The sequence below is a fragment of the Paraburkholderia sp. CNPSo 3281 genome (assembly GCF_024206515.1).
GTDB classification, from domain to species: Bacteria; Pseudomonadota; Gammaproteobacteria; order Burkholderiales; family Burkholderiaceae; genus Paraburkholderia; species Paraburkholderia nodosa.
The window spans coordinates 122,234-146,098 of the sequence record NZ_JAMBPS010000003.1; the positions used below are offsets into that span (position 1 = coordinate 122,234).

A 23,865-nucleotide genomic window follows, 5' to 3' on the forward strand; every position below is an offset into this window, starting at 1 on the left:
AGGTTTAGTCCACGTGATAGTTGGGCGCTTCCTTCGTGATCTGCACGTCGTGCACGTGCGACTCGTGCAGGCCGGCGCCGGTAATCTGCACGAACTCCGCCTTCGCATGCAGGTCTTCGATCGTACGGCAGCCGCAGTAGCCCATCGAGGCGCGCACGCCGCCGATCAGCTGGAACAGGATGGCGTTGATGGGACCCTTGTAGGCGACGCGGCCCTCGATGCCTTCCGGCACGAGCTTGTCGATGTTCGCCGAGTTGTCCTGGAAGTAGCGGTCCGCGGCGCCGTCCTTCATCGCGCCGACCGAGCCCATGCCGCGATACGACTTGTACTGGCGGCCCTGGTACAGGAACACGTCGCCCGGCGACTCTTCGGTGCCCGCGAACATGCTGCCCATCATCACGGCGTTCGCGCCGGCGGCCAGCGCCTTCGAAACGTCGCCCGAGTAGCGCACGCCGCCGTCGGCGATGCACGGCACGCCCGTGCCCTTGAGCGCTTCCGAGACATTGGAGATCGCGCTGATCTGCGGCACGCCCACGCCGGCCACGATACGCGTCGTGCAGATCGAGCCCGGGCCGATGCCGACCTTCACGCCGTCCGCGCCGTACTCGACAAGCGCGCGCGCCGCGTCGGCCGTGGCGATGTTGCCGCCGATCACTTCGACATGCGGGAAGTTCTTCTTGACCCAGCGAACGCGCTCGAGCACGCCCTTGCTATGGCCGTGCGCCGTATCCACGACGATCACGTCCACGCCGGCTTGCACCAGCAGCTCGACGCGCTCTTCGTTGTCGGGACCGACGCCGACTGCCGCGCCCGCGCGCAGCTTGCCGTGCTCGTCCTTACAGGCAGCCGGGTGCTCGGTCTGCTTGGTGATGTCCTTGACGGTCATGAGACCGCGCAGCTCGAACGCGTCGTTGATGACCAGCACGCGCTCGAGGCGGTGGCTGTGCATGAGCGCCTTGGCTTCGACGAGCGGCGTGCCTTCCTTGACGGTGACGAGGCGCTCGCGCGGCGTCATGATCGAGCGCACCGGCTCATCCAGACGCGTTTCGAAACGCAGGTCGCGGTTCGTGACGATGCCGACGAGTTGCGCACCTTCCACGACCGGGAAACCCGAAATGCCATGCTGCTGCGAGAGCGCGATGACGTCGGCGACCTTCATTTGCGGCGGAACCGTGATCGGATCGCGCACGACGCCCGACTCGAAGCGCTTCACCTTCGCGACCTCGCGCGCCTGCTCGGCCGGCGTGAGGTTCTTGTGGACGATGCCGACGCCACCCTGCTGCGCCATGGCGATTGCCAGACGGCCTTCCGTGACGGTATCCATAGCGGCCGACACGAGCGGAATGTTCAGGGAGATATTGCGGGTCAGCCGGGTCTTCAGGCTGGTGTCGCGCGGGAGAACGTCGGAAAAGGCGGGGACGAGGAGCACGTCATCGAACGTGAGTGCTTTCTGGATCAGACGCATGGCAAATCCTATAGGCGCAAAAGCAGATTATACGCGATAGCGCCCTGGAAATCATCAGCGCTAACAGTAGCTTAGCGCGGTTTTCGGGATTATTTCCACGCTCCGGCCCTGCCGGCGAGAGCCGTGCGGGCGCGGCTCGCCTCCGACCCGAATATCGGGCGCACGCTGCAGGATTGAACAAGACGGGTGCGCACGCCTCCAGTTATGCTTCGGGCCGTCCTGTCAAAACGGCCCGCCTGGGCCGCGCGAAGTTTCTGGAGGCAATACAAATGCAGCGTGGTGTGTTGTACGGCGTGCTCGCCGGCGCGTTATGGGGAACGGTGTTCCTCGTACCCCGGCAACTGGCGGAGTTCTCACCATTGCTCCTGAGCGCGGGCCGCTACGCGATGTATGGGCTCGTCTCGCTCGCCGCGCTGGTGCCCATGCTGCGCCGCGTCTGGCCGCGCATGACGCGCGCCGATCTCGTCGCGCTCGTGAAACTCGCGCTCGTGGGCAACGTGCTCTATTACCTGTTTCTCGCAAGCGCGATTCATCTGGTGGGCATCGCGCCGGCCTCGCTGATCGTCGGCGTGCTGCCCGTCACAGTCACGCTGCTCGGCCGCCGCGACCATGGCGCCGTGCCGCTTTCGCGTCTGGTCTGGCCGCTTGCGATGATCGCGGCCGGTATCGTCTGCATCAACGTGGACGTGTTCACCGCCGCCAGCGACGCAGGCGGCGCGAGCGTCCTCACGCGCATTGCGGGCATTGGCTGCGCCGTCGGCGCACTCGTGTGCTGGACCTGGTTCGCGGTCGAGAACGCTCGCTATCTGCAGCGCAATGCGCACTTCAGCGGCAACGAATGGTCGGTGCTCTGGGGCGTGGTCACGGGCGCGCTCGGCGGCCTGCTCTGGCTCGGCATTCTCGTCGTGCCTTCCCACTGGGTGCAGGAAACCGTGGCCGCCGGCCGCTGGACCACGTTCTGGCAGTTGAATCTGGTGCTCGCGATCGGCGCGTCATGGCTCGGCAACGGCCTCTGGAACGCGGCCGCCAAGCGCTTGCCGCTCACGCTCTCGGGCCAGATGATCGTGTTCGAGACGCTGTTCGCCCTGCTCTACGGCTTTATCTACGATCACCGGCTGCCGCGCGGGCTGGAAATCGTCGCGATCGTGCTGCTGGTGGCGGGCGTGAGCCGGTCGGTGCGTCAGCACTCGGGCGGCCCCGAAGATACCGCGCACGGCGACGGCATCGTGCCGGACGGCGATCTGCCGGGCATCGGCAACGAAAGCCGCCTCGCGCAACCCGACGCCGACGCGAAGCGAAACGGCCGCACGACCACCGCCTGAGCGCACCGGGCCGCAAGAAGCCGAATGGGCGAGACAGCGTAAGGCTGTCCTGCCCATTACGTTTGTGCGGCAAATCCGTGGCAACCCGGCTCGAGCCCTAGCGCGAGTCCTTGGGCAACCACTTGCGCCCTTCGATCGAGCCTTCCTTGCGGGTCTTGTCGACACGGCGCTGGCGCGCCATCTTGGGATCGACGATCAGCGGCCGATAGATTTCCACGCGGTCGTGGTCGGCGAGCACAGTGTCGAGCGGCTTGAGCTTGCCGTACACGCCCACCTTGAGCTGCACCAGATCGATCTCGGGATGGCGCGCGAGAATGCCGCTCGCATCAATGGCCTGCTGGACGGTCGCGCCCGCGGGCAGTTCGATGCTGATGAGCGTCTGCGCATCCGGCAGCGCGTAGCAGACGTCGATGGAGAGATTCGCGTTCATGGCTTGCCGTAGCGCTGGTCGGCGCGCTTCACAAAGGAGTCGACGAAGGTGTTCGCGATGTGATGGAACACTGGCCCGATGAGCTTCTCGAGAATGATGTTTGAAAACTCGTAATGCAGCGCAAACTCGATCTTGCAGGCGTCGGCGCGCAGCGGCGTGAAACGCCAGTAGCCCGTGAACTTGCGAAACGGGCCATCGGCGAATTCCATGTCGATGCGCTCGGGCCGCTTTTGCGAGTTGCGCGTGGCGAAGTGTTGTTTGATGCCCTTGAAGTTGATGTCGATCTTCGCCTCCATACCGCTGTCGTCCTGACGGCGAATCTCGATGCCGCCGCACCACGGCAGGAAGTTGGGATAGTCGGCGACGTCGGTGACGAGGTCGAACATTTGTTCCGCCGAATGGCGAATCAACACGGTTTTCTGGACATCCGCCATAAATTGCGCAATGCGTGGCTAGGGTGAAAGCGCTACGGGCTTTCGGAAGCCCGCTTTGCTAAAATCGCAATTTTAAACGAGTTGGGCCGATCCCATTTTCCTATGAGCATCATCGACAACAGAAAAGCGTTCTTCGATTACTTCATCGAAGAGCGCCACGAGGCTGGGCTCGTGCTGGAAGGATGGGAAGTCAAGGCCATGCGCGCCGGGCGAGCCAACATCAAGGAAAGCTACGTCATGATCAAGGACGGCGAGCTCTACCTGATCGGCACGCACATCAGCCCGCTGCCCGAGGCCTCGACGCACATCCAGCCCGACCCCACGCGCATCCGCAAACTGCTCCTGAAGCGCGAAGAAATCGACAAGCTGATCGGCAAAGTGGAGCAGCGCGGCTTCACGCTCGTGCCGCTGAACTTTCACTACAAGGGCGGCCGCGTGAAGTGCGAGATCGGCCTCGCCAAGGGCAAGAAGCTGCACGACAAGCGCGAAACCGAGAAGAAGCGCGACTGGGAGCGCGAAAAGGCGCGCCTGATGCGCTCGCCCACCTGATTCTTCCTCAAGCCTTCAGATGGAGAACGGGCCGCTCACGCAGCCCGCTGTCATTTTCGGCGGCCTGAGCGCTTATGCGCCCTTCGTCGCCCCAGCCCCGCTGATCTGCCCCTCGCGCAGGCCCGCCCGGTTCACGATCGTCAGCGCCGAAGCGATCATCGTGCTCAGGTCGCCCATGTTGCCCGGCACGATCAGCGTATTGCCCTGCTTCGCCAGATTGGCGAAGGCATTCACGTATTGTTCGGCGACCTTGAGATTGACGGCATCCATCCCGCCCTGCGCCTGGATCGAGTTGCCGACCTTCTGGATGGCCTGCGCGTTCGCCTCGGCCACCGCGAGAATGGCGGCCGCCTGACCCTGCGCCTGGTTGATCGCCGCCTGACGCTCGCCTTCCGACTTCTGGATCGCCGCCTCGCGCGCACCGGCGGCCAGGTTGATCTGTTCCTGCTTGCGGCCTTCCGAGGCCGCGATGAGTGCGCGCTTTTCCCGCTCGGCGGTGATCTGCGCCTGCATGGCGTGGAGGATTTCCTTCGGCGGCGTGAGATCCTTGATTTCGTAGCGCAACACCTTGACGCCCCAGTTCGATGCGGCTTCATCGAGCGCCGACACGACGCTATGGTTGATGAAGTCGCGTTCCTCGAAGGTCTTGTCGAGTTCGAGCTTGCCGATCACCGAGCGCAGCGTGGTCTGCGAAAGCTGCGTAATTGCGAACACGAAATTGCTCGAGCCGTACGACGCCTTCATCGGATCGGTCACCTGGAAGTACAGCACGCCATCCACCTGAAGCTGCGTGTTGTCGCGCGTGATGCAGACCTGGCTGGGCACGTCGAGCGGAATCTCCTTGAGCACGTGCTTGTAGGCCACGCGATCCACGAACGGCAGCACGATCGTCAACCCCGGCGTGAGCGTGGCGTGGTAGCGCCCAAGCCGTTCGAGCACCCAGGCATGCTGTTGCGGCACGATCTTGATGGTCTGCGCGATCAGCACGACGACGATCACGAGCAGAATCAGGCCGACGACTGGGACTTGCATACGGGACCTCCGTTCGCTTCTGTGTGGTGTGTTGGTGTGATTTTGAAATCGGCCCGTCACGCATGGCGTGGGTCGTCGCGAGCGGTGCCTGGCGCACTGGCTTCGCGCCGCTCGCGCTTGGCCGCGACGACGAGGCAACTGCCACGCACTGCCTTGATTTCATAGAGAGGCGCATCTTCGGGCTCGCCGGGCGCGAGTTCGACGTCCCATTCGGCGCCGCGATACATCGTTCGCGCGCGACCGTCGCGCCATGCGACGACGGCCAGTGTCGCGCCAATATCGAGGTTCACGCCCGGATCGGTCGAGGCGTCGGTCATGCGCCGGCGGCGGCCAAAGCGCGAGCGCCTCAACGTAACCACGGCCGCGAGCCCGACCACCGCAGCGACGATCAACTGCACGTCGAGCGGCGCGCCAAGCTCATAGCCGAGCGCGCCGGCGAGAAAGCCGAGCGCGATCATCAAGAGGTAAAACGTGCCGGTCATCAGCTCGGCGACGATGAGCACGCCAGCGGCAATCCACCAGAACAATCCATGCGGACCCACGACGACCTCCCAAAGTAAAACACCCCGGATAGACCGGGGTGTTATAGCACGAAGCTGACACTTTTTTCCGCACCGTGCAACGACGCACGGGAAGCTGCATCAAGCTCTGCATGTGCCGAAGACTTACGCCCCCGGCACCGCGCTTACTTCGACTGCGATTTCGCCAGCTGCTGCCACGTCTCGACAACCGAATCCGGGTTCAGCGAGATCGAAGCGATGCCCTCTTCCGCGAGCCACTGGGCGAAATCCGGGTGGTCGGAGGGGCCCTGACCGCAGATGCCGACGTACTTGTTCAGACGGCGGCAGGTTTCGATCGCGCGCTTGAGCATGAACTTGACAGCCGGATCGCGCTCGTCGAAGTCGACGGCGAGCAGTTCCATGCCCGAGTCCCGGTCGAGGCCGAGCGTGAGCTGCGTGAGGTCGTTCGAGCCGATCGAGAAGCCGTCGAAGTACTGCAGGAACTCTTCGGCGAGAATGGCGTTCGACGGCACTTCGCACATCATGATCAGCTTGAGGTCGTTCACGCCGCGCTTGAGGCCGAACTTCTCGAGCAGGCCGACCACGCGCTCCGCCTGCTTGAGCGTACGCACGAACGGCACCATGATCTCGACGTTCGCGAGACCCATTTCTTCACGCACGCGCTTGAGCGCCAGGCACTCCATTTCGAACGCCTGCGCGAAGTCCTCGGCGATGTAACGCGACGCGCCGCGGAAACCCAGCATCGGGTTTTCTTCGTCCGGCTCGTAGCGCGAGCCGCCGATCAGCTTCTTGTACTCGTTCGACTTGAAGTCCGACAGACGCACGATCACGGGCTTCGGATAGAACGCCGCCGCGATCGTGGCGATGCCTTCCGTGAGCTTGTCGACGTAGAACGCGCGCGGCGAGGCGTGGCCGCGTGCAACGCTTTCCACGGCCTTCTTCAGGTCCGCGTCGACATTCGGGTACTCGAGAATCGCCTTCGGGTGCACGCCGATGTTGTTGTTGATGATGAACTCGAGACGCGCGAGGCCAACACCCGCATTCGGCAGTTGCGAGAAGTCGAACGCGAGCTGCGGATTGCCCACGTTCATCATGATCTTGACCGGAATGGCCGGCAGCTCGCCACGCTGCACTTCGCTGACTTCGGTTTCCAGCAGACCGTCGTAGATGCGGCCTTCGTCGCCTTCCGCGCACGAAACGGTCACGAGCGCGCCGTCCTTCAGCACGTCGGTCGCGTCGCCGCAGCCCACCACGGCCGGCACGCCCAGCTCACGCGCGATGATCGCCGCGTGGCAGGTACGGCCGCCACGGTTCGTGACGATCGCCGAAGCGCGCTTCATCACCGGCTCCCAGTTCGGGTCGGTCATGTCGGCGACGAGCACGTCGCCCGGCTGCACGCGTTCCATTTCGGACGGATCGTGAATCACCTTCACGCGGCCCGCGCCGATCTTCTGGCCGATCGCGCGGCCCGTTGCGAGCACCTGCGACTGGCCCTTGAGCTTGAAGCGCTGCTCGACCTTGCCGGCGGCCTGGCTCTTCACGGTCTCAGGACGCGCCTGGAGAATGAAGATCTTGCCGTCGAGGCCGTCCTTGCCCCACTCGATGTCCATCGGGCGCTGGTAATGCTTCTCGATGATGACGGCGTATCTGGCCAACTCGATCACGTCTTCGTCGGTGATCGAGAAGCGGTTGCGCTGTTCGTGCGAGACGTCGACCGTCTTCACGCGGCCCGGCTCGCCCGGCTGCGTGAATTCCATCTTGATAAGCTTCGAGCCGATCGAGCGGCGGATGATCGGCGCCTTGCCTTGAGCGAGCGTGGTCTTGAAGACGTAGAACTCGTCCGGATTCACGGCGCCCTGCACGACCGTTTCGCCAAGGCCGTAGCTCGACGTAATGAAGACGGCGTCCTTGAAGCCCGATTCCGTGTCCAGCGTGAACATCACGCCTGCGGCGCCGCGGTCCGAACGGACCATGCGCTGCACGCCAGCCGACAGCGCGACTTCGGCGTGGGTAAAGCCCTTGTGGACGCGATAGGAAATGGCGCGGTCGTTGTAGAGCGACGCGAACACGTGCTTGAGGCGATCGAGCACGTCTTCGATGCCCACCACGTTGAGGTAGCTTTCCTGCTGACCGGCAAACGACGCGTCGGGCAGGTCTTCCGCCGTTGCCGACGAACGCACGGCGAACGAGAGCTCAGACGGCGAACCGTTTTGCAGCGTTTCGAAACCGGCGCGGATTTCCGCTTCGAGTTTCGGCTGCAGCGGCGCATCGATGATCCATTGACGGATCTCCTTGCCCGCTTCGGCCAGCGCCTTCACGTCGTCGACGTCGAACGTCTCCAGACGAGCGGCGATCCGTTCGGTCAGGTTGTTATGTTTCAGGAAGTCGCGGAAGGCGAGCGCGGTCGTCGCGAAGCCCGTGGGCACCCGCACGCCTGCCTCAGCCAACTGGCTGATCATCTCGCCGAGCGAGGCGTTCTTGCCGCCCACGATCTCGACATCGGTCATCCGCAACTGCTCGAAAGGCACTACATACGCCTGATCCTTGGCAACGGTGTTAGTCATACAAGCCCCTAAGTGTGAAAAAAATTCACGATTGCGCAAGTGGGCTCGAACGCGGCTCGCCCATTGGAAGCGGATTCGCGTCTTGCGCAACCTGTTGGAGAAGCAATCGCTCACGGGGCGCGAATTTCCATTCAATGGAAAAGCACGAAGATGCGCGCGAATCCATGGAGTTAGATGGAATCGCTGCAAATTGACACCAGAATGCACCGCGATAGGCGGCTGTTTGGCGCGGTTGCACTGCAATTGCTTATCCAACAGGTTGCCGTTATTCTACCGTGCCGACTCTGGAATTTGTGCCAGGCGGCGAGAATTGCCCCTCGGTCCCGCCGGACGGGGCTTTCCGGGCGCCCAAGCCTGTCCCGAGCGGCCCTGCAGCTCACGTACCCAGCCTCAACCGATGCCGCCTACCGTATTCATCGTCTCCGACGGTACCGGGATCACTGCCGAAACTTTCGCGCATTCGATCCTGTCGCAGTTCGACCAGAAATTCCGCCTCGTGCGCGTGCCCTTTGTCGATTCGTCCGAAAAGGCCTACTCGACCGCCGAGAAGATCAACGAAGCCGCCGTGCAGGAAGGGCGCCGCCCCATCGTGTTCACCACGCTCGTGGACAGCAACTCGAACGAGATCGTCAAGCGCGCGAATGCGCTCGTGATGGACATGTTCCAGACCTTCGTGGAGCCGCTCGAGCAGGAACTGGAGCTCAAGTCGAGCCACGCCATGGGCCGCGGCCACCAGAACGCCGACACCGACGAATACAAGAACCGTATCGAGGCGATCAACTTCTCGCTCGCGCACGACGACGGCCAGTCCGACCGCAATCTCGCCGACGCCGACGTGATCCTCGTGGGCGTGTCGCGCAGCGGCAAGACGCCGACTAGCCTGTATCTCGCGATGCAGTACGGTGTGAAGGCCGCGAACTACCCGCTCATCCCGGACGATTTCGAGCGCGGCAAGCTGCCGAACGCGTTGCTGTCGCATCGCACGAAGATATTCGGCCTCTCGATCGATCCACAGCGCCTGACCGAGATCCGCAACGAGCGGCGCCCAGGCAGCAAGTACGCCGCGCTGGAAAATTGCCGCTACGAGGTCAACGAAGCCGAAGCGATGATGCGGCGCGAAGGCATCAAGTGGCTCTCGTCGACGCACAAGTCGATCGAGGAAATCGCCACCACGATCCTGCAGGAAATCCGCATCGACAAGCCGTCGTATTGAAACGGCGCGCCTGAAACGAAAAAGCCCGCATCACGCGGGCTTTTTCGTTCGTGGGGGCGAACGTCAACGTAGGTGCCGCTGCTGCCGGCATTGCTCGAACACGCACACGGCCGCCGCTGCCGCGACGTTGAGCGACTCCATGCCGCCCGGCTGCGGAATCGTCACGCGCAGCGCGGCCGCGTCGCGCCATACCTGCGAGACGCCCGCCCCTTCGTTGCCGAACACCCACGCGACCTGACCCGTGAGATCGGCCTCGTCGATCGCCTGCGCGCCATGCGAATCGGTGATGACGACCGGCACGCCGAGCATCCCGACGAGCGCTTCGGCCTCCACGTTCTCGTAGACCTGCAAGAGGAAATGCGCACCCATCGCCGAGCGCAGCACCTTCGACGACCACACATAGGCCGTGCCCGGCGTGCAGAACACCTTGTCGATGCCGGCCGCCGCCGCGCTGCGCAGGATCGAGCCGACGTTGCCGGCGTCCTGCAGTCCGTCGAGCACGAGGCAAGTCGAGCCGACACGCCCGGGCAACTGCGCTTCAGGCATATCGACGAGCAGCAGCAGCCCCACGCCGTGCACGACGTTCGAGAGCTGCCCGAAGAGTGCATCGGGCAGTGTGATCACGCGGCGCTCGTCCACGCGGGCGACGATCGCCTGCGCTTCTTCATGCGCGAGCGCGCCTTCGGTCACGACGCAGTATTCGGGCTGCGTGCCGCCGCCGAGCCACGCGCTCGCGAGATGGAAGCCTTCGAGCAGGGCCTGATGACTGCGCCGCTGTTGATGCGTCGAGCCGGCGAGCGCCTTCAGGCGCTTGTAGAGCGGATTGTCGCGCGAGGTAATGGCTTTCACGGGCGGCTCTGGCGTGTCAAATGAGGATAGGGAGATAGAAAAACGGCGGCGCCGGCACTACGCGAAACGGCGCCGGCTCGCGCGAGACGCCGGCAGCGGCGGCTCAAGGCAGCGGCGCGAAGGCGTCGTCTGCTTCGAGGCCGGCGGCGTCGCTGACCACCGTCAAAGCACCGGTCAGGACGATGCCGTGTAGCGCATAGGCCTCGCGCACGGGCGCGAACGAGCGCCGGTGATGCTCGCACGGACCATGCACGCGCAACGCTTCGAGGTGCTGCGGCGTGCCGTAGCCTGCATGGGCGTCGAAACCGTAATGCGGGTGGACTTGGTGCAGATCGACCAGCATGCGGTCGCGCGTGACCTTGGCGATGATCGACGCCGCCGAAATGCTCGGCACCAGCGCGTCGCCGCCGATCACCGCCTCGCCGCGCACCGGCATCACCGGGCAGCGATTGCCGTCTATCTTCGCGAGCGTCGGCACGATGCTCAAGCCTTCGACTGCACGCCGCATCGCCAGCATCGTCGCGTGCAGGATGTTGAGCGTGTCGATTTCCTCGACGCTCGCCGACGCGACGCACCACGCGAGCGAGCGTTCGACGATGCGCTCGTAGAGCGTTTCGCGCGCCTGCGCCGTCAGCATCTTCGAATCGTTGAGCCCGCGAATCGGCCGGGCCGGATCGAGAATCACGGCCGCTGCGACCACCGGCCCGGCGAGCGGCCCGCGGCCGGCCTCATCCACGCCGCAGATCACGTCGTCCGGCGATTCGAACAGCAGTCCGGCCTGCCGCGCCGCCTTGCGACGCGCGGCGAGCTTCAGCGCCGCCTGCGACGGCGGCTTTTTCACCGCCGGCGCTGTCGTACGCCTGGTCGTGCGCTTGATCGTGTCCTCGCTCATGCGCGCCCCTTTCGGCCTTCGACGATGCGCGCGACCACCTCGGCCGCGCGCTCCGCGGTGTTCTGGCGCAGGGTCAGATGCATCTGCGTGAACACCTCGGTCAGCGTGCGCCGGTTTGCCTCGTCCTGCAACTGCGTGAGCGTCGCGTCGGCAAGCGCCTCTGGCGTGGCGAAATGCTGCAGGATTTCCGGCACGACGAAGCGGCCCGCGAGAATGTTCGGCAGGCCCACGTAAGGCAGATAGGCCTGGCGGCGCATGATCTGCCCCGTGAGCCAGGGCACCTTGTAGGAGATGACCATCGGCTTCTTGAGCAGCGCCGCTTCGAGCGTGACCGTGCCGCTCTTCACGAGGATCGCGTCGGCGGCCGTCATGGCGAGTTGCGACTGGCCGTCGATGATCGTGAGCGCGAGGCCCTGATGCGCGTTCGCGAGTTCCTGCAGCTGCGCGTGGATAGCCGGCGTTGCCGCCGGCATCACGAAACGCAGCGCCGGCTCGCGCCGCTGCATGATCTGCATCGCGTCGAAGAAAGTCGGGCCGATCAGGTTGATTTCCGAGCGGCGGCTGCCCGGCAGCACCGCGATCACCGGGCCGCTTTCCGGCATGCCCAGCGTGCGGCGCGCGCCGGTCAGGTCCGGTTCGAGCGGAATCTCGTCGGCGAGCGGATGACCCACGTACGACGCCGCCACCCCGGCCTTCTCGAGGAGCGCCGTTTCGAACGGAAACACGCACAGCATGTGATCCACGGCCTTCTGGATCTTCTTGATACGCCCGCCACGCCACGCCCAGATCGACGGGCAGACGAAGTGGATCGTCGGAATGCCCACATCGCGCAGCGCGTGCTCGAGGCCGAAGTTGAAGTCAGGCGCGTCCACGCCGATGAACGCGTCCGGCGGTTCGGCCAGCAGCTGATGCTTGAGCTCGTTGCGGATGCGCAGAATCTCGGGGATGTGCCGCAGCGCCTCGACGTAGCCGCGCACCGAGAGCTTTTCCATCGGCCAGTGCGCGTCGAAGCCAGCGGCCATCATGCGCGGACCACCGATTCCGTAGTACTGCGTAGTGTCGGGCAAGCGGGCTTTGAGACCCGCGAGCAGTGACGACGCAAGCAGGTCGCCGGACGGCTCGCCGGCGACCATCGCAAGGCGCAGCGGACGCGTTTGCAGCGCCATCGATCAGCGAATGATGCCGCGTTGCGACTGCTCGACGAAGTCGAGCAGCGCCTTCACGTGCACGTCGCCGTCGCCGCCCGCCTGCGCGAGGTCGGCGAGCTGCACCTTCGCCTCTTCGAGCGAGAGGCCGTTCTTGTAGAGCGTGCGATACGCCGAGCGCAGCGCGGAAATCGCGTCAGCCGAAAAACCGCGACGGCGCAGACCTTCGACGTTGATGCCGTGCGGCACCGCCTTGTTGCCGGCGGCGATCACGAACGGCGGCACGTCCTGCACGAGCGCCGAGGCGCCGCCGACCATCGAATGCGCGCCAATGCGCACGAACTGGTGCACGCCGGTCATGCCACCGACGATCGCGTGGTCTTCGACGAACACGTGGCCGGCGAGCTGCGCGTTGCTCGACATGATGACGTTGTTGCCCAGACGGCAGTCGTGGCCCACGTGCACGTAGGCCATGACCCAGTTGTCGTCGCCGATGATCGTGACGCCGGTGTCCTGCACCGTGCCCGTATGCAGCGTCGTGAACTCGCGGATGGTGTTGCGGCTGCCAATCACGAGCTTCGTGGGCTCGCCCTTGTACTTCATGTCCTGCGGACGGCCGCCGATCGACGCGTAGTGGCCGATCGTGTTGTCTTCGCCAATCGTCGTGTGGCCTTCGAGCACGCTATGCGAACCGACCTTCGTGCGCGCACCGATGGTGACGTTCGCACCGATGACCGCGAACGGCCCGATTTCGACCGATTCGTCGATCTGCGCGCCCGACTCGACGACCGCAGTGGGATGGATCCTGCTCATTCGTCCTCGCTCTCCGATTCTGTTTCCGTGCGCCGACGCCTCGAGGTCAAGGCGCGCTGCGGCATGCGGCGGCGCTTCTTATTGCGCCGCGTCCATTTTCTTGACGGTGCACATGAGTTCCGCCTCGCAGGCCACGGAGCCTTCCACTTCGGCCACCGCCTTGAACTTCCAGATGCCGCGCATGTAGCGCTCGAACGTCACGTTGAGGATGAGCTGGTCACCCGGCTCGACCACGCGCTTGAAGCGCGCGCCGTCGATGCCCACGAAGTAGTACAGCGTATTCTCGAAGTCCTGCTCTTCCTCCGAGAACGTGAGCAGCGCGGCGGTTTGCGCCAGCGCCTCGAGAATCATCACGCCGGGCATGACCGGGCGCTGCGGGAAGTGTCCCGTGAAAAAGGGCTCGTTGACCGTCACGTTCTTCAACGCCTTGATGCTCTTGTGCGGCTCCAGCTCGATGACCCGGTCCACCATCAGGAACGGATAGCGGTGCGGCAGCAGCGTGAGAATCTTGTGGATGTCGAAGTTGAGTTTTTCGATGTTCATGGTGGTTCTGCTCACGCAGGAATTGCGCGTGTGACTTTCGATTTCGATTTTCGAGGCGCTTGACCAAACACGCCCGCGCTGACGCGAAGTATGCGCCACGCCCGGGCTCCCGTGCATGCGTATTGCCCCGGGCGGGTAGCCCCGGGCGGGGAGCCCCGGCGGGGAGCTTTGCTCGTCCGCGACGCAAAGCGGCGCGCCGCTCCCGCGACACGCCGCCCGCTACCTCGATACTGCTTTCTTATTCGCCCGGCGGCTTCTGGGCGACCGCCGCCTCGAGCGCCTTGATACGGTCGCGCAGCTTGTCGATGTTACGCAACAGCGCGGCGCTCTTGTTCCAGTCGGCGTGATCGACCGCGGGGAAAGCGCTCGTGTAGATACCAGCCTTCGGCAACGACTTCGAGACACCCGACTTCGCCGTGACGATCACGTAGTCGCCCAGCGTGACGTGCCCCGCGATGCCCACTGCACCGCCGATCATGCAATGGCGTCCGATCGTCGTGCTGCCCGCAATGCCAGCGCAGCCCGCGATGACCGTGTACGCGCCGATCTTGCAGTTGTGGCCGATCTGCACGAGGTTGTCGATCTTCACGCAGTCTTCGATGATCGTATCGGCCATCGCGCCGCGGTCGATCGTGGTGTTCGCGCCGATCTCGACGTCCGGCCCGATGGCCACGCCGCCCACCTGCGGAATCTTGACCCAGCTACCCGTGCGCGCGTCGCCCTCGCCCGTGAAATCGGGGGCGAAACCAAAGCCGTCCGAGCCGATCACGGCGCCGGCATGCACGATGGCGCGCGCGCCAAGCTTGCAGCTGTGATAGACGGTCACGCCCGGATACAGGTGCGAGCCCTCACCCACCTCGGTGCCGCGGCCGATGAAGACGTTCGCGTCGAGCCGCACGTTTTCCCCGATCACCGCGCCTGCTTCGACCGTGACGTTCGGGCCGATCACCGCGCTCGCGGCAATCTGCGCCTTCGCGTCGACGTGGGCGCTGGCGTGGATGCCCGGCTGCGCCTTCGGCGCGGCGAGGTCGATGTACGCCTGCGCGACACGCGCGAAGTAAGCATACGGATTCGGTGTGACGATGAAGTTGCGTCCTTCGCGCGATGCGAGCTTCTCGAGATCGCCGGGGCTGATGAGCACCGCGCCCGCGCCGGTCGTCTCGACCTGCGCGAGATACTTCGGATTGGCGAGGAACGCGAGCTGTTGCGGACCGGCCTGGTCGAGCGGCGCCAGCGAACTGACGCGTTGCGTCGCATCGCCCACCACCTCGCCGCCGAACCGCCCGACGATGTCCTCAAGCGTAAATGCCATGCGCGTGCTGCTCCTGCCTTAGTTGCTTTTCGTTGCCTTAGTTGCTGCTGCTACCGCCCGCGCTATTCGCTGCGAGCGCCTTCAGCACCTGGTCGGTGATGTCGATGCGCGGGCTCACGTACACTGCTTCCTGCACGATCAGGTCGTAATGCTGCTGCTCGGCGATCTGCTTGATCACCTTGTTCGCCCGGTCGAGCACCGCGGCCAGTTCCTCATTGCGGCGCTGGTTCAGGTCTTCGCGGAATTCGCGCTGCTTGCGCTGAAAGTCGCTGTCGAGCGCAGACAGGTCGCGCTGCTTCGATGCGCGATCGGTCGGCGACATCGACGGGCCGTTCTTGTCGAGCGAATCGGACATCGACTTCAGGCGCTGCGCCATGTCCTGCAGATCCTTGTCGCGCTTGGCGAACTCGGCTTCGAGCTTGGTCTGCGCGGCCTTCGCGGGAACGGATTCGCGCAGGATGCGATCGGAGTTCACCGCCGCGATCCTGGCTTCCTGCGCCTGCGCCACGCCCATGCCAAAACCGAGGAGCGCCAGCGACACGGTCATCGCCCCGATCGTCCGTCTGGAAAACATACCCGTTAGCAAAGTCATCCTCTCGTTTCCTGGATTCCGGCGCCGCGCGCTGCGCGCGCAACGAACGCCGGGCAAAACATACGTCAGAATGCCGTCCCGATCTGGAACTGGAACTTCTGGTACTGGTCGCCTTCGTGCTTGGTAACCGGGAAGCCCAGGCTCAGCTTGAGCGGACCGATCGGCGAAATCCACGCGAGACCGAAGCCGTAGCTGTAACGCAAGCCATTGGCGCCAATACTGTTGCCTTCCGTGCCCCAGACGTTACCACCATCGACGAACGTGAAGACGCGCAGCGTCCGGTCATAGCCCGTGCCCGGCAGCGGGAAGGTCAGCTCGATGTTGCCGACCAGCATCTTCGAACCGCCGATCGGGTCGTTCGTCGTCTTGTCGCGCGGACCCAGCGAACTCGGCTCGTAGCCACGCACCGAACCGATACCACCGGCGTAGTAGTTCTTGAAGATCGGGTACGGCTTGCCGCTGAGGCCATTACCGTAGCCGCCCTGGAAGTTCAAGCCCAGCACGAAGCCCCGCGCGAACGAGTAGTAGTACTGCGCCTGGATGTCAGCCTTGTAGTATTGCGTGCCGCCAACCGGCGTGCCGTACTCGGCATTCGCCTGCGTGAAGTAGCCCTTGCTCGGCACGAGCGCGCTGTCACGCGCGTCGCGCGACCAGCCCACCGTGAGCGGCACATTGTTCGACACGCGGCCAAACTGGTTCACGTAGTCGATATAGCTCTGCGGCGTGTTCGAGTCGACGTCGAGCGTGTCCTGCTCGAAGCCCGCGCCGAAGTAGACCGTGTCGACTTCCGAGAACGGGATGCCGAACTTGAGGTCGCCGCCCATCGTGATGATGCGGAAACTCGAATCGGTCGAGTAGTACAGCGGCTGGTACGTGCGGTAGTAGACGTCGGTAATGCGCTTGATGCCGTCCACCGTGAAGTACGGGTCCACCTGCGTGAGGGCCAGCGTGCGGTACGTCTTCGCGGTGTTCACGTTCAGCGAGAGCGAGGTGCCCGAACCGAACACGTTGTCCTGCGATACGCCCGCCGACAGCACCACCTTGTCCGTGGACGAGAAACCCGCGCCCAGCGTGATCGCGCCGGTCGGCTTTTCGGCGACCTTCACGTTCACGTCCACCTGGTCGGCCGTGCCTTCCACGGGCACCGTGGTCACGTCGACGTCGGTGAAGTAGCCCAGACGGTTGATACGGTCCTTCGAGAGCGCGAGGCGGTTCGAGTCGAACCACGAGCTTTCGAGCTGGCGCATTTCGCGGCGCACGACTTCGTCGCGGGTGCGCGTGTTGCCCACCACGTTGATACGGCGCACGTACACGCGGCGGCTCGGATCGACCTGCAGCGTGAGGTTGACCGTGTGATTCGCCTGATCGATCTGCGGCAGCGCGTTGACGGTCGCGAACGCGTAACCGTACTCGCCTAGCTTGTCTACGATGGCCTTGGTCGTGGCCTGCAGCTTTTCGGCCGAGAAGGTGTCGCCCGGCTTGATCTTGATGAGTTTCTTGAGCTCGGCCTCACGGTCGAGCAGGTTGCCCGACAGCTGAATGCCCGACACCTTGTACGGCTCACCTTCGTGAATGCCGATGGTGAGGTACATGTCCTTCTTGTCGGGCGAGATCGAGACCTGCGTCGAGTCGATGTTGAACTCGAGGTAGCCGTGGTTCAGGTAGTACGAGCGCACGTTCTCGAGGTCGCCCGTGAGCTTTTCCTTCGAGTAGAGGTCGTTCTTCGTGTACCACGAGAACCAGTTCGGCGTGGACAGCTGCATCTCCGCCAGGAGCGTGCCGCTGCTGTACGTCTTGTTGCCGATGAAGTTGATCTGGCGGATCTTCGCGCTCGGACCTTCGACCACCGAAAACAGCAGACCGACGCGATTGCGGTCGATCGGCGTGACCGTGGTCGTGACCTCGGCGGCGTAGAAGCCGCGCGTGAGGTACTGGCGCTTGAGCTCCTGCTCGGCCTTGTCGACGAGCGCCTTGTCGTAGTAGCGGCCTTGCGAGAGGCCGACCGCGCGCAGCGCCTTCGTGAGGTTGTCCTTGTCGAATTCCTTGATGCCCGCGAAGTCGATCGTGCCGATGGCCGGGCGCTCCTGCACCTGCACCACCACGACGCCGCCTTCGGTGGCGATCTTCACGTCATTGAAGAAGCCCGTCGCATAGAGTGCGCGGATGGCCTCGGACGCCTTGTCGTCGGTGAACGTGTCGCCCTGCTTGATCGGCAGGTAGGCGAACACCGTGCCCGGCTCGACGCGTTGCAGCCCTTCGATGCGGATGTCCTGAACCACGAAAGGCGTCGTTGCTGCGTGGGCAACGAGTCCATGTGCGGCGATCGCCGCGGCCGCAACCGTTTTTGGAACCAAGCGATGAGGTCTGAACAACGTGCTTCCCCAATTATGTATAGCTGCATCAGGTCAGGCGGCACGCCCACGGACGCCGCCAGACATCTTTAAAAATGGATTAACCGAGCCAGATCGTTGAACAACGCGATCGCCGACAGTGCGACGATGCAGGCAAGTCCCGCGCGCTGCAGTACGAGCTGCCAGCGGTCCGAGACGGCTTTGCCCGTTACGGCTTCAACCGCATAATATAACAGATGCCCCCCGTCCAATACCGGAATTGGGAGCAGATTCAATACGCCGAGGCTGATGCTCACGAGCGCGAGGAACGACAGGAACGCTGAAGGACCGAGTCTCGCGCTCTTGCCGGCATAGTCGGCAATCGTCACCGGGCCCGACAGATTCTTCAGCGATGCTTCGCCCGTGATCATGCGGCCGAACATCCGCAGCGAATACACGGCGATGTCCCAAGTGCGATACGCACCGAGCCGCACGCTCTCGAGCGGCCCATAGCGCACGTCCACGGAAGGCGCCTGCGCCGAGAGCGCCGCACCGATTCGACCCACTTCTTCGCCCGTTTGCGCGTCGCGTTGCAGCGCGGGCGTGACTGTGAGCGTGAGCGTTTGCTGCGTGTGCTGGGCAGCGTCGCCGCGCGCGACCGTGAGCCGCACAGGCTTGCCCGCACGCGCCTTCACGTACGCGATGAAAGTGCTTGCGCTGTCCACGGGCCGGCCGTCGACTGCGCGCAGTTGATCGCCCGCTTGCAGCCCGGCATGTTGCGCCGCACTACCCGCCTCCACGGCCGCCACCTTGAGCGTGTTGCCGCCCGCCTCGAGGCCGAGCTTCGCCAGGAAGTCGTCGTCGAGATCCTTGCTGGTCAGTTGCGAGAGATCGAGCGGGAAATCGTAGGTGCCCTCGCCATCGCGCGCGGCAAGGACGACACGGCCCTGGTCGAACGCCGTGGCAAGCAGTTTCCAGCGCAGGTCAGACCACGAACGCACGGGCTCGGTGCGGCTGCCGTTTGCATCGCTCACCGAAAGAATCGTTTCGCCGCCCTGGAAGCCGGCTCGAGCTGCCGCCGATTGCGCGGGCGGCGCCGCGACAATGGCCTTCTGCTCGGTCACCCCGCTCGCGTACACCAAGGAAAAGAGCACGACGGCCAGCACGAAATTGGCGATCGGCCCCGCCGCGACGATCGCGATGCGCTTGCCGACCGACTGGCGGTTGAACGCGTGCGGCAAATCGCTCGCGGGAATCTGCCCGGGCGACTCGCGTTCGTCGAGCATCTTCACGTAACCGCCGAGCGGCAGCGCCGCGATGGTCCACTCGGTGCCGCTCGTCTTGCTGACCCACTGCACGAGCGGCCGGCCAAAGCCGATCGAGAAACGCAGGACCTTCACGCCGCACAGGCGCGCGACGCTGTAGTGCCCGTATTCGTGCACGACGACCAGCACGCCGATCGCCACGACGAATGCGACCAGTTCGGTAAGCAGGTTCATGAGCGCCTCCTGGGCTGGAAGCAGCGCACCGGTGCGGGAGCGGCCCCGAGGTCAGGCTCGCGTGCCTGAGGGGCCACCAGGGCCCTTCCGCAAGCCCCTCGCTGACCTGTCAGGCCGGCACCGGCAGGCTGTCGATGATGGTGTGAGCCGCGCGGCGGGCGGCCGCGTCGGCTTCGAGCACGACTTCGAGACTCGACGCGTTGCGGTTCTCGAGCGCGTTGAGTACGGCATCTACCGTCTGGGCGATGGCCATGAAGCCGATGCGCCGGTTCAAAAATGCTTCCACCGCAACTTCGTTCGCCGCGTTGAGCGCCGCGCTCGCCACGCCGCCGGCGCCCAATGCCTGCATCGCGAGTGCAAGACACGGAAAGCGCGCGTAGTCGGGCTTTTCGAACGTGAGCGTCGCGATTTGCGCGAGATCGAGTTGCGCGACGCCGGAATCGACACGATCCGGACACGCCAGCGCGTGCGCGATCGGCGTGCGCATGTCGGGGTTGCCTAGTTGCGCGAGCACCGAACCGTCGGCGTACGAAACCATCGAGTGAATCACGCTCTGCGGGTGGATCAGCACGTCGATGCGCTCGCCCGGCAGGTCGAACAGATAATGCGCCTCGATCACTTCGAGGCCCTTGTTCATCATCGTGGCCGAATCGACCGAGATCTTGCGGCCCATCGACCAGTTCGGGTGCTTGCAGGCCTCGTCGGGCGTCACGTTCACGAGCGTCGAGGGCTCGCGGGTGCGGAACGGGCCGCCCGAGGCGGTCAGGATGATCTTCGTGACGCCCTCGCGCTGCGCGTTTTCGCGCGGGAAGCACTGGAACACGGCGTTGTGCTCGCTGTCGAGCGGCAGCAGCACGGCGCCGCTGTCGCGCACGGCGTCGATGAAGATGTCGCCCGACATCACGAGCGCTTCCTTGTTGGCGAGCAGGATCTGCTTGCCGGCCTTCGCCGCTGCGAGCGTGGGTGCGAGACCCGCCGCGCCGACAATGGCCGCGACCACGGTGTCGCAGCCATCGCTTTTCGAGACTTCGACGAGCGCCTGCGGCCCGTAGGTCACGATGGTCTTCGAGCCCGCCGCGCGCAGCTTGCGCTCGACCTGTGCGGCGGTTTCGGCGTCGCCGACCACGGCCGCCTCGGGGGCGAAGCGCAGGCATTGTTCGACGAGCTTCTCGCCGTTGCGATGCGCGGTGAGCGCATAGACCGAGAAGCGTTGCGGATGCCGCGCGACGACGTCGAGCGTGCTGTCTCCAATCGAGCCCGTGGAACCGAGCAGTGTGAGTCGTTTTTGCATATTCAAATCTCTAGCCGAGCGTCCTGGCCAAGCCCCTTTAGCCGAGCAGCAACATGGCAAGCGGCAGCACGGGCAGCAGCGCGTCGATGCGGTCGAGGACTCCGCCGTGGCCCGGCAGGAGGCCGCTCGAATCCTTCACGCCAGCCTGGCGCTTCAGCATCGACTCGAACAGATCGCCGATCACGCTGAACGCGACCAGCACGGTAAGTACAAAAAGCGCACGGCCGAGCCCGATCTGGGCGGCTAGCGCGGAATACAGCGTGGGTTCGAACGCGTGCAGCGCGATCGCCGCGCCCGACACCACCATCACGGCGGCCCAGCCGCCCACGGCGCCCTCCCAGGTCTTGCCGGGGCTGATCGAAAGCGCAAGCTTATGCTTTCCGAATGCCTTACCTGCAAAGTATGCGCCGATATCGGCCAGCCAGACCACGAGCAACAGGGACAAAACGAACGCCACGCCGGCCGTGCGCGCGGCAACGAGGGCGTGCCAGCAGGCCGCGAAAACGACGAGCCCGGCGGCCAGCAGGAAGCCGCGCCAGGCGCCCGCCGCGAGCACCGGCTTGCGCAGCAGCACGTAAGGGCCGGCGATGATCCAGAACACGCCCGCCGCCTGAAAGAGCGGCCGGGGCGCCGGCAGGCACGTACTGAGCGCCACGGCGGCCGCCGCGATCACGGCGTAGACGATCGAGCCGGTCGCGCCCGCCTTCAGGAGGCGCGCCCACTCCCACGCGGCGAACACGACCACGACGCCGATCAGCGCGCCGAACGCCGCCACCGGCGCGAACAGCGTGACCGGCAGGAAGACTGCCAGCAGGACGAGCGCCGTAATGACGCGGGTCTTCAGCATGAAAGGGAATCGGCGTTCTGGGCGACGACCTGCGCGCTCGTGCGGCCGAAGCGGCGCTCGCGCTCGGCATACGACGCAATGGCGCGGCTGAGCGCTTCGGCGTCGAAATCCGGCCAGAACGTGTCGGTGAAATAGAACTCGGCGTAGGCGAGTTGCCAGAGCAGGAAGTTGCTCACTCGCTGCTCGCCGCCCGTGCGGATGAAGAGATCCGGCTCGGGCGCGTAGGCCATTGCCAGATGCTGGGACAGCGTGTCTTCGGTGACGGGAACCGCCTGACCCGTGGCCGCGGCTTCCTCGACCAGCTTGCGCGTGGCCTGCAGGATATCCCAGCGGCCGCCGTAGTTGGCGGCGATCGTGAGCGTGAGACGGGTGTTGCGCGCGGTTTTGGTTTCCGCGCGGCGAATCAGGTCCTGGATGCGCTCGTTGAACATCGACAGGTCGCCGACCACGCGCAGGCGGATGCCGTTCGCGTGCAGGCGCGCCACCTCGCGCTCGAGCGCGGTGACGAAAAGGCGCATGAGGAACGACACTTCGTCGGTCGGTCGGCGCCAGTTCTCGGAACTGAAGGCGAAGAGCGTCACGTATTCGACGCCGCGCTCCACGCACGACTCGACGACCGAACGCACGGCGTCGACGCCGCGCGTGTGGCCCGCGACGCGCGGCAGGCGCCGCTGGGTCGCCCAACGGCCATTGCCGTCCATGATGATCGCGATGTGGCGCGGCACGGCCGCCACGTCGGGCACGCGAACGGTTGAGCTGGTATAGGTCATGGCCGTCGGACTGTAACTGCGATAAAAAAAGGGAACGCCGGAAATCTGGCGAATCTGGAAGGCCTGAGGCCTCAGACCGTCATGATCTCGGCTTCCTTCGTCTGGACGAGCTTGTCGATCTCGGTCACGAAGCGGTCAGTCAGCTTCTGGACTTCATCGCCGCCACGGCGCTCGTCGTCTTCGGAAATTTCCTTGTCCTTCACGAGCTTCTTGAGTTGCTCGTTGGCGTCGCGACGCAGGTTGCGCACGGCGACCTTCGCCGTTTCACCTTCGTTCTTGACGACCTTCGTGAGCTCCTTGCGGCGCTCTTCGGTGAGCGCGGGCATCGGCACGCGGATCAGGTCGCCGTGCGTGGCCGGGTTCAGGCCGAGATCCGACTCGCGGATCGCCTTTTCGATGACCGGCACCATCTTCTTTTCCCAAGCCTGCACGCCGATCGTGCGCGCGTCGACGAGCGTGAGGTTCGCGACCTGCGAGATGGGCACGGGCGAACCGTAGTAGTCGACCTGGATGTGGTCGAGCAGACCGGTATGGGCGCGGCCCGTTCGGATTTTTGCCAGATCGCTCTTGAACGCGTCGATCGAGCGCTGCATTTTCTGCTCGGCGCCCTTTTTGATGTCAGCCACAGCCATTTTGATACCTCCGAACCTTCATAACGGAACGAGCCCGCCAGCGCGCTGATGGGCGGCGCGGCCCGTGTTCGAACCTCTCGTGAGACGAGAGTTTACACGTGGACGAGCGTACCTTCGTCTTCGCCCAGAACGATGCGCTTGAGCGCACCCGGCTTGACGATGGAAAAAACCCGGATCGGCAGCTTCTGGTCGCGGCACAGCGCGAACGCGGTGGCGTCCATCACCTGCAGGTTGCGGCCAATTGCCTCATCGAAGCTGATCGTCGAGTAGCGCGTGGCGGTCGGGTCCTTCTTCGGATCGGCCGAGTAGACGCCATCGACCTTGGTGGCCTTCAGCACGACTTCGGCGCCGACTTCCGAGCCGCGCAGCGCAGCAGCCGTGTCGGTGGTGAAGAACGGGTTGCCCGTGCCGGCGGCGAAGATCACGACCTTGCCTTCTTCGAGCTGGCGAATCGCGCGGGGGCGGATGTACGGCTCAACGACCTGATCCATGCGCAGCGCCGACTGCACGCGCGCCTCGATGCCCGCGTGACGCATGGCGTCCTGCAGCGCGAGCGCGTTCATCATCGTGGCCAGCATGCCCATGTAGTCGGCCGTTGCGCGATCCATACCGGCCGCGCCGCCCGCGACGCCGCGGAAAATGTTGCCGCCGCCGATCACGACTGCGAGTTGGGTGCCCAGACGCACCACCTCGGCCACGTCTGCCACCATACGTTCGATCGTGGCGCGATTGATGCCGAAGGCATCATCGCCCATCAGGGCTTCGCCGGAAAGTTTGAGCAGGACGCGTTTATAGGCGGGTGTGGGCATGGAGGTATCCA

The 23,865-nt window shown here is 64.7% G+C and carries 23 protein-coding genes; 3 read left to right on the forward strand and 20 right to left on the reverse strand.

Features of this window, described 5'->3' with window-relative positions:
• Nucleotides 1-4: 4 nt before the first annotated feature.
• A complete protein-coding gene (gene guaB, locus M3I56_RS04540; protein ID WP_069265633.1) occupies nt 5-1,465 on the reverse strand; it encodes an IMP dehydrogenase in 1,461 nt (486 codons plus the stop codon).
• A 269-nt stretch (nt 1,466-1,734) separates the two neighbouring features.
• On the opposite strand from guaB, the gene M3I56_RS04545 reads away from it, so the two are divergent.
• Entirely contained in the window at nt 1,735-2,787 is a 1,053-nt protein-coding gene (locus M3I56_RS04545; RefSeq protein WP_254352746.1) for a DMT family transporter, read from the forward strand.
• 97 nt (nt 2,788-2,884) lie between these two features.
• On the opposite strand, the gene M3I56_RS04550 is transcribed toward M3I56_RS04545, so the two are convergent.
• Together M3I56_RS04550 and M3I56_RS04555 are read right to left on the reverse strand one after the other, a co-directional pair.
• Nucleotides 2,885-3,217 carry an RnfH family protein gene (locus M3I56_RS04550; RefSeq protein ID WP_254352747.1) on the reverse strand — a complete coding sequence of 111 codons (333 nt, stop codon included), beginning with the start codon at nt 3,215-3,217 and terminating at the stop codon, nt 2,885-2,887.
• On the reverse strand, nt 3,214-3,651 hold the full coding sequence (locus tag M3I56_RS04555) for a type II toxin-antitoxin system RatA family toxin (protein ID WP_254352748.1): 438 nt from the start codon (nt 3,649-3,651) through the stop codon (nt 3,214-3,216). The genes M3I56_RS04550 and M3I56_RS04555 overlap by 4 nt, the downstream gene beginning before the upstream one ends.
• Nucleotides 3,652-3,753: 102 nt before the next feature.
• Between M3I56_RS04555 and smpB the strand changes: the two genes are divergently transcribed.
• Entirely contained in the window at nt 3,754-4,200 is a 447-nt protein-coding gene (gene smpB / locus M3I56_RS04560) for an SsrA-binding protein SmpB (protein WP_028204044.1), read from the forward strand.
• A 72-nt stretch (nt 4,201-4,272) separates the two neighbouring features.
• Here the strand turns inward: smpB and M3I56_RS04565 are convergent, their stop codons facing one another.
• The 3 genes from M3I56_RS04565 to ppsA all read right to left on the reverse strand — a co-directional run bounded on the left by M3I56_RS04565 (nt 4,273) and on the right by ppsA (nt 8,317).
• The gene (locus tag M3I56_RS04565) at nt 4,273-5,232 is read right to left on the reverse strand and encodes an SPFH domain-containing protein (RefSeq protein ID WP_254352749.1); all 960 of its coding nucleotides are present in this window, start codon (nt 5,230-5,232) and stop codon (nt 4,273-4,275) included.
• A 56-nt stretch (nt 5,233-5,288) separates the two neighbouring features.
• Nucleotides 5,289-5,774: an NfeD family protein gene (locus M3I56_RS04570; protein ID WP_254352750.1), complete on the reverse strand. Its 486-nt coding sequence runs from the start codon at nt 5,772-5,774 to the stop codon at nt 5,289-5,291.
• 143 nt (nt 5,775-5,917) lie between these two features.
• On the reverse strand, nt 5,918-8,317 hold the full coding sequence (gene ppsA / locus M3I56_RS04575) for a phosphoenolpyruvate synthase (protein ID WP_254352751.1): 2,400 nt from the start codon (nt 8,315-8,317) through the stop codon (nt 5,918-5,920).
• Nucleotides 8,318-8,714: 397 nt separating this feature from the next.
• Here ppsA and M3I56_RS04580 point away from each other — a divergent pair, with 397 nt between their 5' ends.
• Nucleotides 8,715-9,530, forward strand: a complete 816-nt coding sequence (locus tag M3I56_RS04580) for a pyruvate, water dikinase regulatory protein (protein ID WP_028204047.1) — start codon at nt 8,715-8,717, stop codon at nt 9,528-9,530.
• Nucleotides 9,531-9,593: 63 nt separating this feature from the next.
• Here the strand turns inward: M3I56_RS04580 and M3I56_RS04585 are convergent, their stop codons facing one another.
• The 14 genes from M3I56_RS04585 to pyrH all read right to left on the reverse strand — a co-directional run bounded on the left by M3I56_RS04585 (nt 9,594) and on the right by pyrH (nt 23,854).
• Entirely contained in the window at nt 9,594-10,379 is a 786-nt protein-coding gene (locus M3I56_RS04585) for an RNA methyltransferase (protein WP_254352752.1), read from the reverse strand.
• Nucleotides 10,380-10,482: 103 nt separating this feature from the next.
• Nucleotides 10,483-11,271: a ribonuclease HII gene (rnhB, locus tag M3I56_RS04590; protein WP_254352753.1), complete on the reverse strand. Its 789-nt coding sequence runs from the start codon at nt 11,269-11,271 to the stop codon at nt 10,483-10,485.
• A complete protein-coding gene (gene lpxB / locus M3I56_RS04595) occupies nt 11,268-12,437 on the reverse strand; it encodes a lipid-A-disaccharide synthase (protein WP_254352754.1) in 1,170 nt (389 codons plus the stop codon). The genes rnhB and lpxB overlap by 4 nt, the downstream gene beginning before the upstream one ends.
• Nucleotides 12,438-12,440: 3 nt before the next feature.
• Complete coding sequence (gene lpxA, locus M3I56_RS04600; RefSeq protein WP_028204051.1) at nt 12,441-13,229, reverse strand: acyl-ACP--UDP-N-acetylglucosamine O-acyltransferase; 789 nt, start codon at nt 13,227-13,229, stop codon at nt 12,441-12,443.
• 78 nt (nt 13,230-13,307) lie between these two features.
• Nucleotides 13,308-13,772: a 3-hydroxyacyl-ACP dehydratase FabZ gene (fabZ, locus tag M3I56_RS04605; protein ID WP_028204052.1), complete on the reverse strand. Its 465-nt coding sequence runs from the start codon at nt 13,770-13,772 to the stop codon at nt 13,308-13,310.
• 238 nt (nt 13,773-14,010) lie between these two features.
• Nucleotides 14,011-15,084: a UDP-3-O-(3-hydroxymyristoyl)glucosamine N-acyltransferase gene (gene lpxD, locus M3I56_RS04610; protein WP_254352755.1), complete on the reverse strand. Its 1,074-nt coding sequence runs from the start codon at nt 15,082-15,084 to the stop codon at nt 14,011-14,013.
• A 37-nt stretch (nt 15,085-15,121) separates the two neighbouring features.
• Nucleotides 15,122-15,670 carry an OmpH family outer membrane protein gene (locus tag M3I56_RS04615; protein WP_254352947.1) on the reverse strand — a complete coding sequence of 183 codons (549 nt, stop codon included), beginning with the start codon at nt 15,668-15,670 and terminating at the stop codon, nt 15,122-15,124.
• Nucleotides 15,671-15,741: 71 nt separating this feature from the next.
• Nucleotides 15,742-18,048: an outer membrane protein assembly factor BamA gene (bamA, locus tag M3I56_RS04620; protein ID WP_028204055.1), complete on the reverse strand. Its 2,307-nt coding sequence runs from the start codon at nt 18,046-18,048 to the stop codon at nt 15,742-15,744.
• A gap of 68 nt (nt 18,049-18,116) precedes the next feature.
• Nucleotides 18,117-19,505, reverse strand: coding sequence for an RIP metalloprotease RseP (rseP, locus tag M3I56_RS04625; RefSeq protein WP_254352756.1), 1,389 nt, complete (start codon nt 19,503-19,505; stop codon nt 18,117-18,119).
• A gap of 109 nt (nt 19,506-19,614) precedes the next feature.
• Nucleotides 19,615-20,796 (reverse strand): 1-deoxy-D-xylulose-5-phosphate reductoisomerase, encoded by a 1,182-nt coding sequence (locus M3I56_RS04630; RefSeq protein ID WP_254352757.1) that lies wholly within the window; start codon nt 20,794-20,796, stop codon nt 19,615-19,617.
• Nucleotides 20,797-20,833: 37 nt separating this feature from the next.
• The gene (locus tag M3I56_RS04635; RefSeq protein ID WP_254352758.1) at nt 20,834-21,643 is read right to left on the reverse strand and encodes a phosphatidate cytidylyltransferase; all 810 of its coding nucleotides are present in this window, start codon (nt 21,641-21,643) and stop codon (nt 20,834-20,836) included.
• Entirely contained in the window at nt 21,637-22,413 is a 777-nt protein-coding gene (locus M3I56_RS04640; protein ID WP_028204059.1) for an isoprenyl transferase, read from the reverse strand. The genes M3I56_RS04635 and M3I56_RS04640 overlap by 7 nt, the downstream gene beginning before the upstream one ends.
• A gap of 71 nt (nt 22,414-22,484) precedes the next feature.
• Nucleotides 22,485-23,045 (reverse strand): ribosome recycling factor, encoded by a 561-nt coding sequence (frr, locus tag M3I56_RS04645; RefSeq protein WP_028204060.1) that lies wholly within the window; start codon nt 23,043-23,045, stop codon nt 22,485-22,487.
• Nucleotides 23,046-23,137: 92 nt separating this feature from the next.
• A complete protein-coding gene (gene pyrH / locus M3I56_RS04650; RefSeq protein WP_028204061.1) occupies nt 23,138-23,854 on the reverse strand; it encodes a UMP kinase in 717 nt (238 codons plus the stop codon).
• Nucleotides 23,855-23,865: the final 11 nt, after the last annotated feature.

Excerpts from the sequence above, each read along its gene's own strand:
- guaB (WP_069265633.1), bottom strand. The coding sequence starts at position 1,465 with ATGCGTCTGATCCAGAAAGCACTCACGTTCGATGACGTGCTCCTCGTC.
- lpxB (WP_254352754.1), bottom strand. The coding sequence starts at position 12,437 with ATGGCGCTGCAAACGCGTCCGCTGCGCCTTGCGATGGTCGCCGGCGAG.
- smpB (WP_028204044.1), top strand. The coding sequence starts at position 3,754 with ATGAGCATCATCGACAACAGAAAAGCGTTCTTCGATTACTTCATCGAA.
- rnhB (WP_254352753.1), bottom strand. The coding sequence starts at position 11,271 with ATGAGCGAGGACACGATCAAGCGCACGACCAGGCGTACGACAGCGCCG.
- frr (WP_028204060.1), bottom strand. The coding sequence starts at position 23,045 with ATGGCTGTGGCTGACATCAAAAAGGGCGCCGAGCAGAAAATGCAGCGC.
- M3I56_RS04640 (WP_028204059.1), bottom strand. The coding sequence starts at position 22,413 with ATGACCTATACCAGCTCAACCGTTCGCGTGCCCGACGTGGCGGCCGTG.
- M3I56_RS04555 (WP_254352748.1), bottom strand. The coding sequence starts at position 3,651 with ATGGCGGATGTCCAGAAAACCGTGTTGATTCGCCATTCGGCGGAACAA.
- M3I56_RS04580 (WP_028204047.1), top strand. The coding sequence starts at position 8,715 with ATGCCGCCTACCGTATTCATCGTCTCCGACGGTACCGGGATCACTGCC.
- M3I56_RS04635 (WP_254352758.1), bottom strand. The coding sequence starts at position 21,643 with ATGCTGAAGACCCGCGTCATTACGGCGCTCGTCCTGCTGGCAGTCTTC.
- lpxD (WP_254352755.1), bottom strand. The coding sequence starts at position 15,084 with ATGGCATTTACGCTTGAGGACATCGTCGGGCGGTTCGGCGGCGAGGTG.
- M3I56_RS04550 (WP_254352747.1), bottom strand. The coding sequence starts at position 3,217 with ATGAACGCGAATCTCTCCATCGACGTCTGCTACGCGCTGCCGGATGCG.
- M3I56_RS04630 (WP_254352757.1), bottom strand. The coding sequence starts at position 20,796 with ATGCAAAAACGACTCACACTGCTCGGTTCCACGGGCTCGATTGGAGAC.
- fabZ (WP_028204052.1), bottom strand. The coding sequence starts at position 13,772 with ATGAACATCGAAAAACTCAACTTCGACATCCACAAGATTCTCACGCTG.
- rseP (WP_254352756.1), bottom strand. The coding sequence starts at position 19,505 with ATGAACCTGCTTACCGAACTGGTCGCATTCGTCGTGGCGATCGGCGTG.
- lpxA (WP_028204051.1), bottom strand. The coding sequence starts at position 13,229 with ATGAGCAGGATCCATCCCACTGCGGTCGTCGAGTCGGGCGCGCAGATC.
- ppsA (WP_254352751.1), bottom strand. The coding sequence starts at position 8,317 with ATGACTAACACCGTTGCCAAGGATCAGGCGTATGTAGTGCCTTTCGAG.
- M3I56_RS04545 (WP_254352746.1), top strand. The coding sequence starts at position 1,735 with ATGCAGCGTGGTGTGTTGTACGGCGTGCTCGCCGGCGCGTTATGGGGA.
- pyrH (WP_028204061.1), bottom strand. The coding sequence starts at position 23,854 with ATGCCCACACCCGCCTATAAACGCGTCCTGCTCAAACTTTCCGGCGAA.
- M3I56_RS04565 (WP_254352749.1), bottom strand. The coding sequence starts at position 5,232 with ATGCAAGTCCCAGTCGTCGGCCTGATTCTGCTCGTGATCGTCGTCGTG.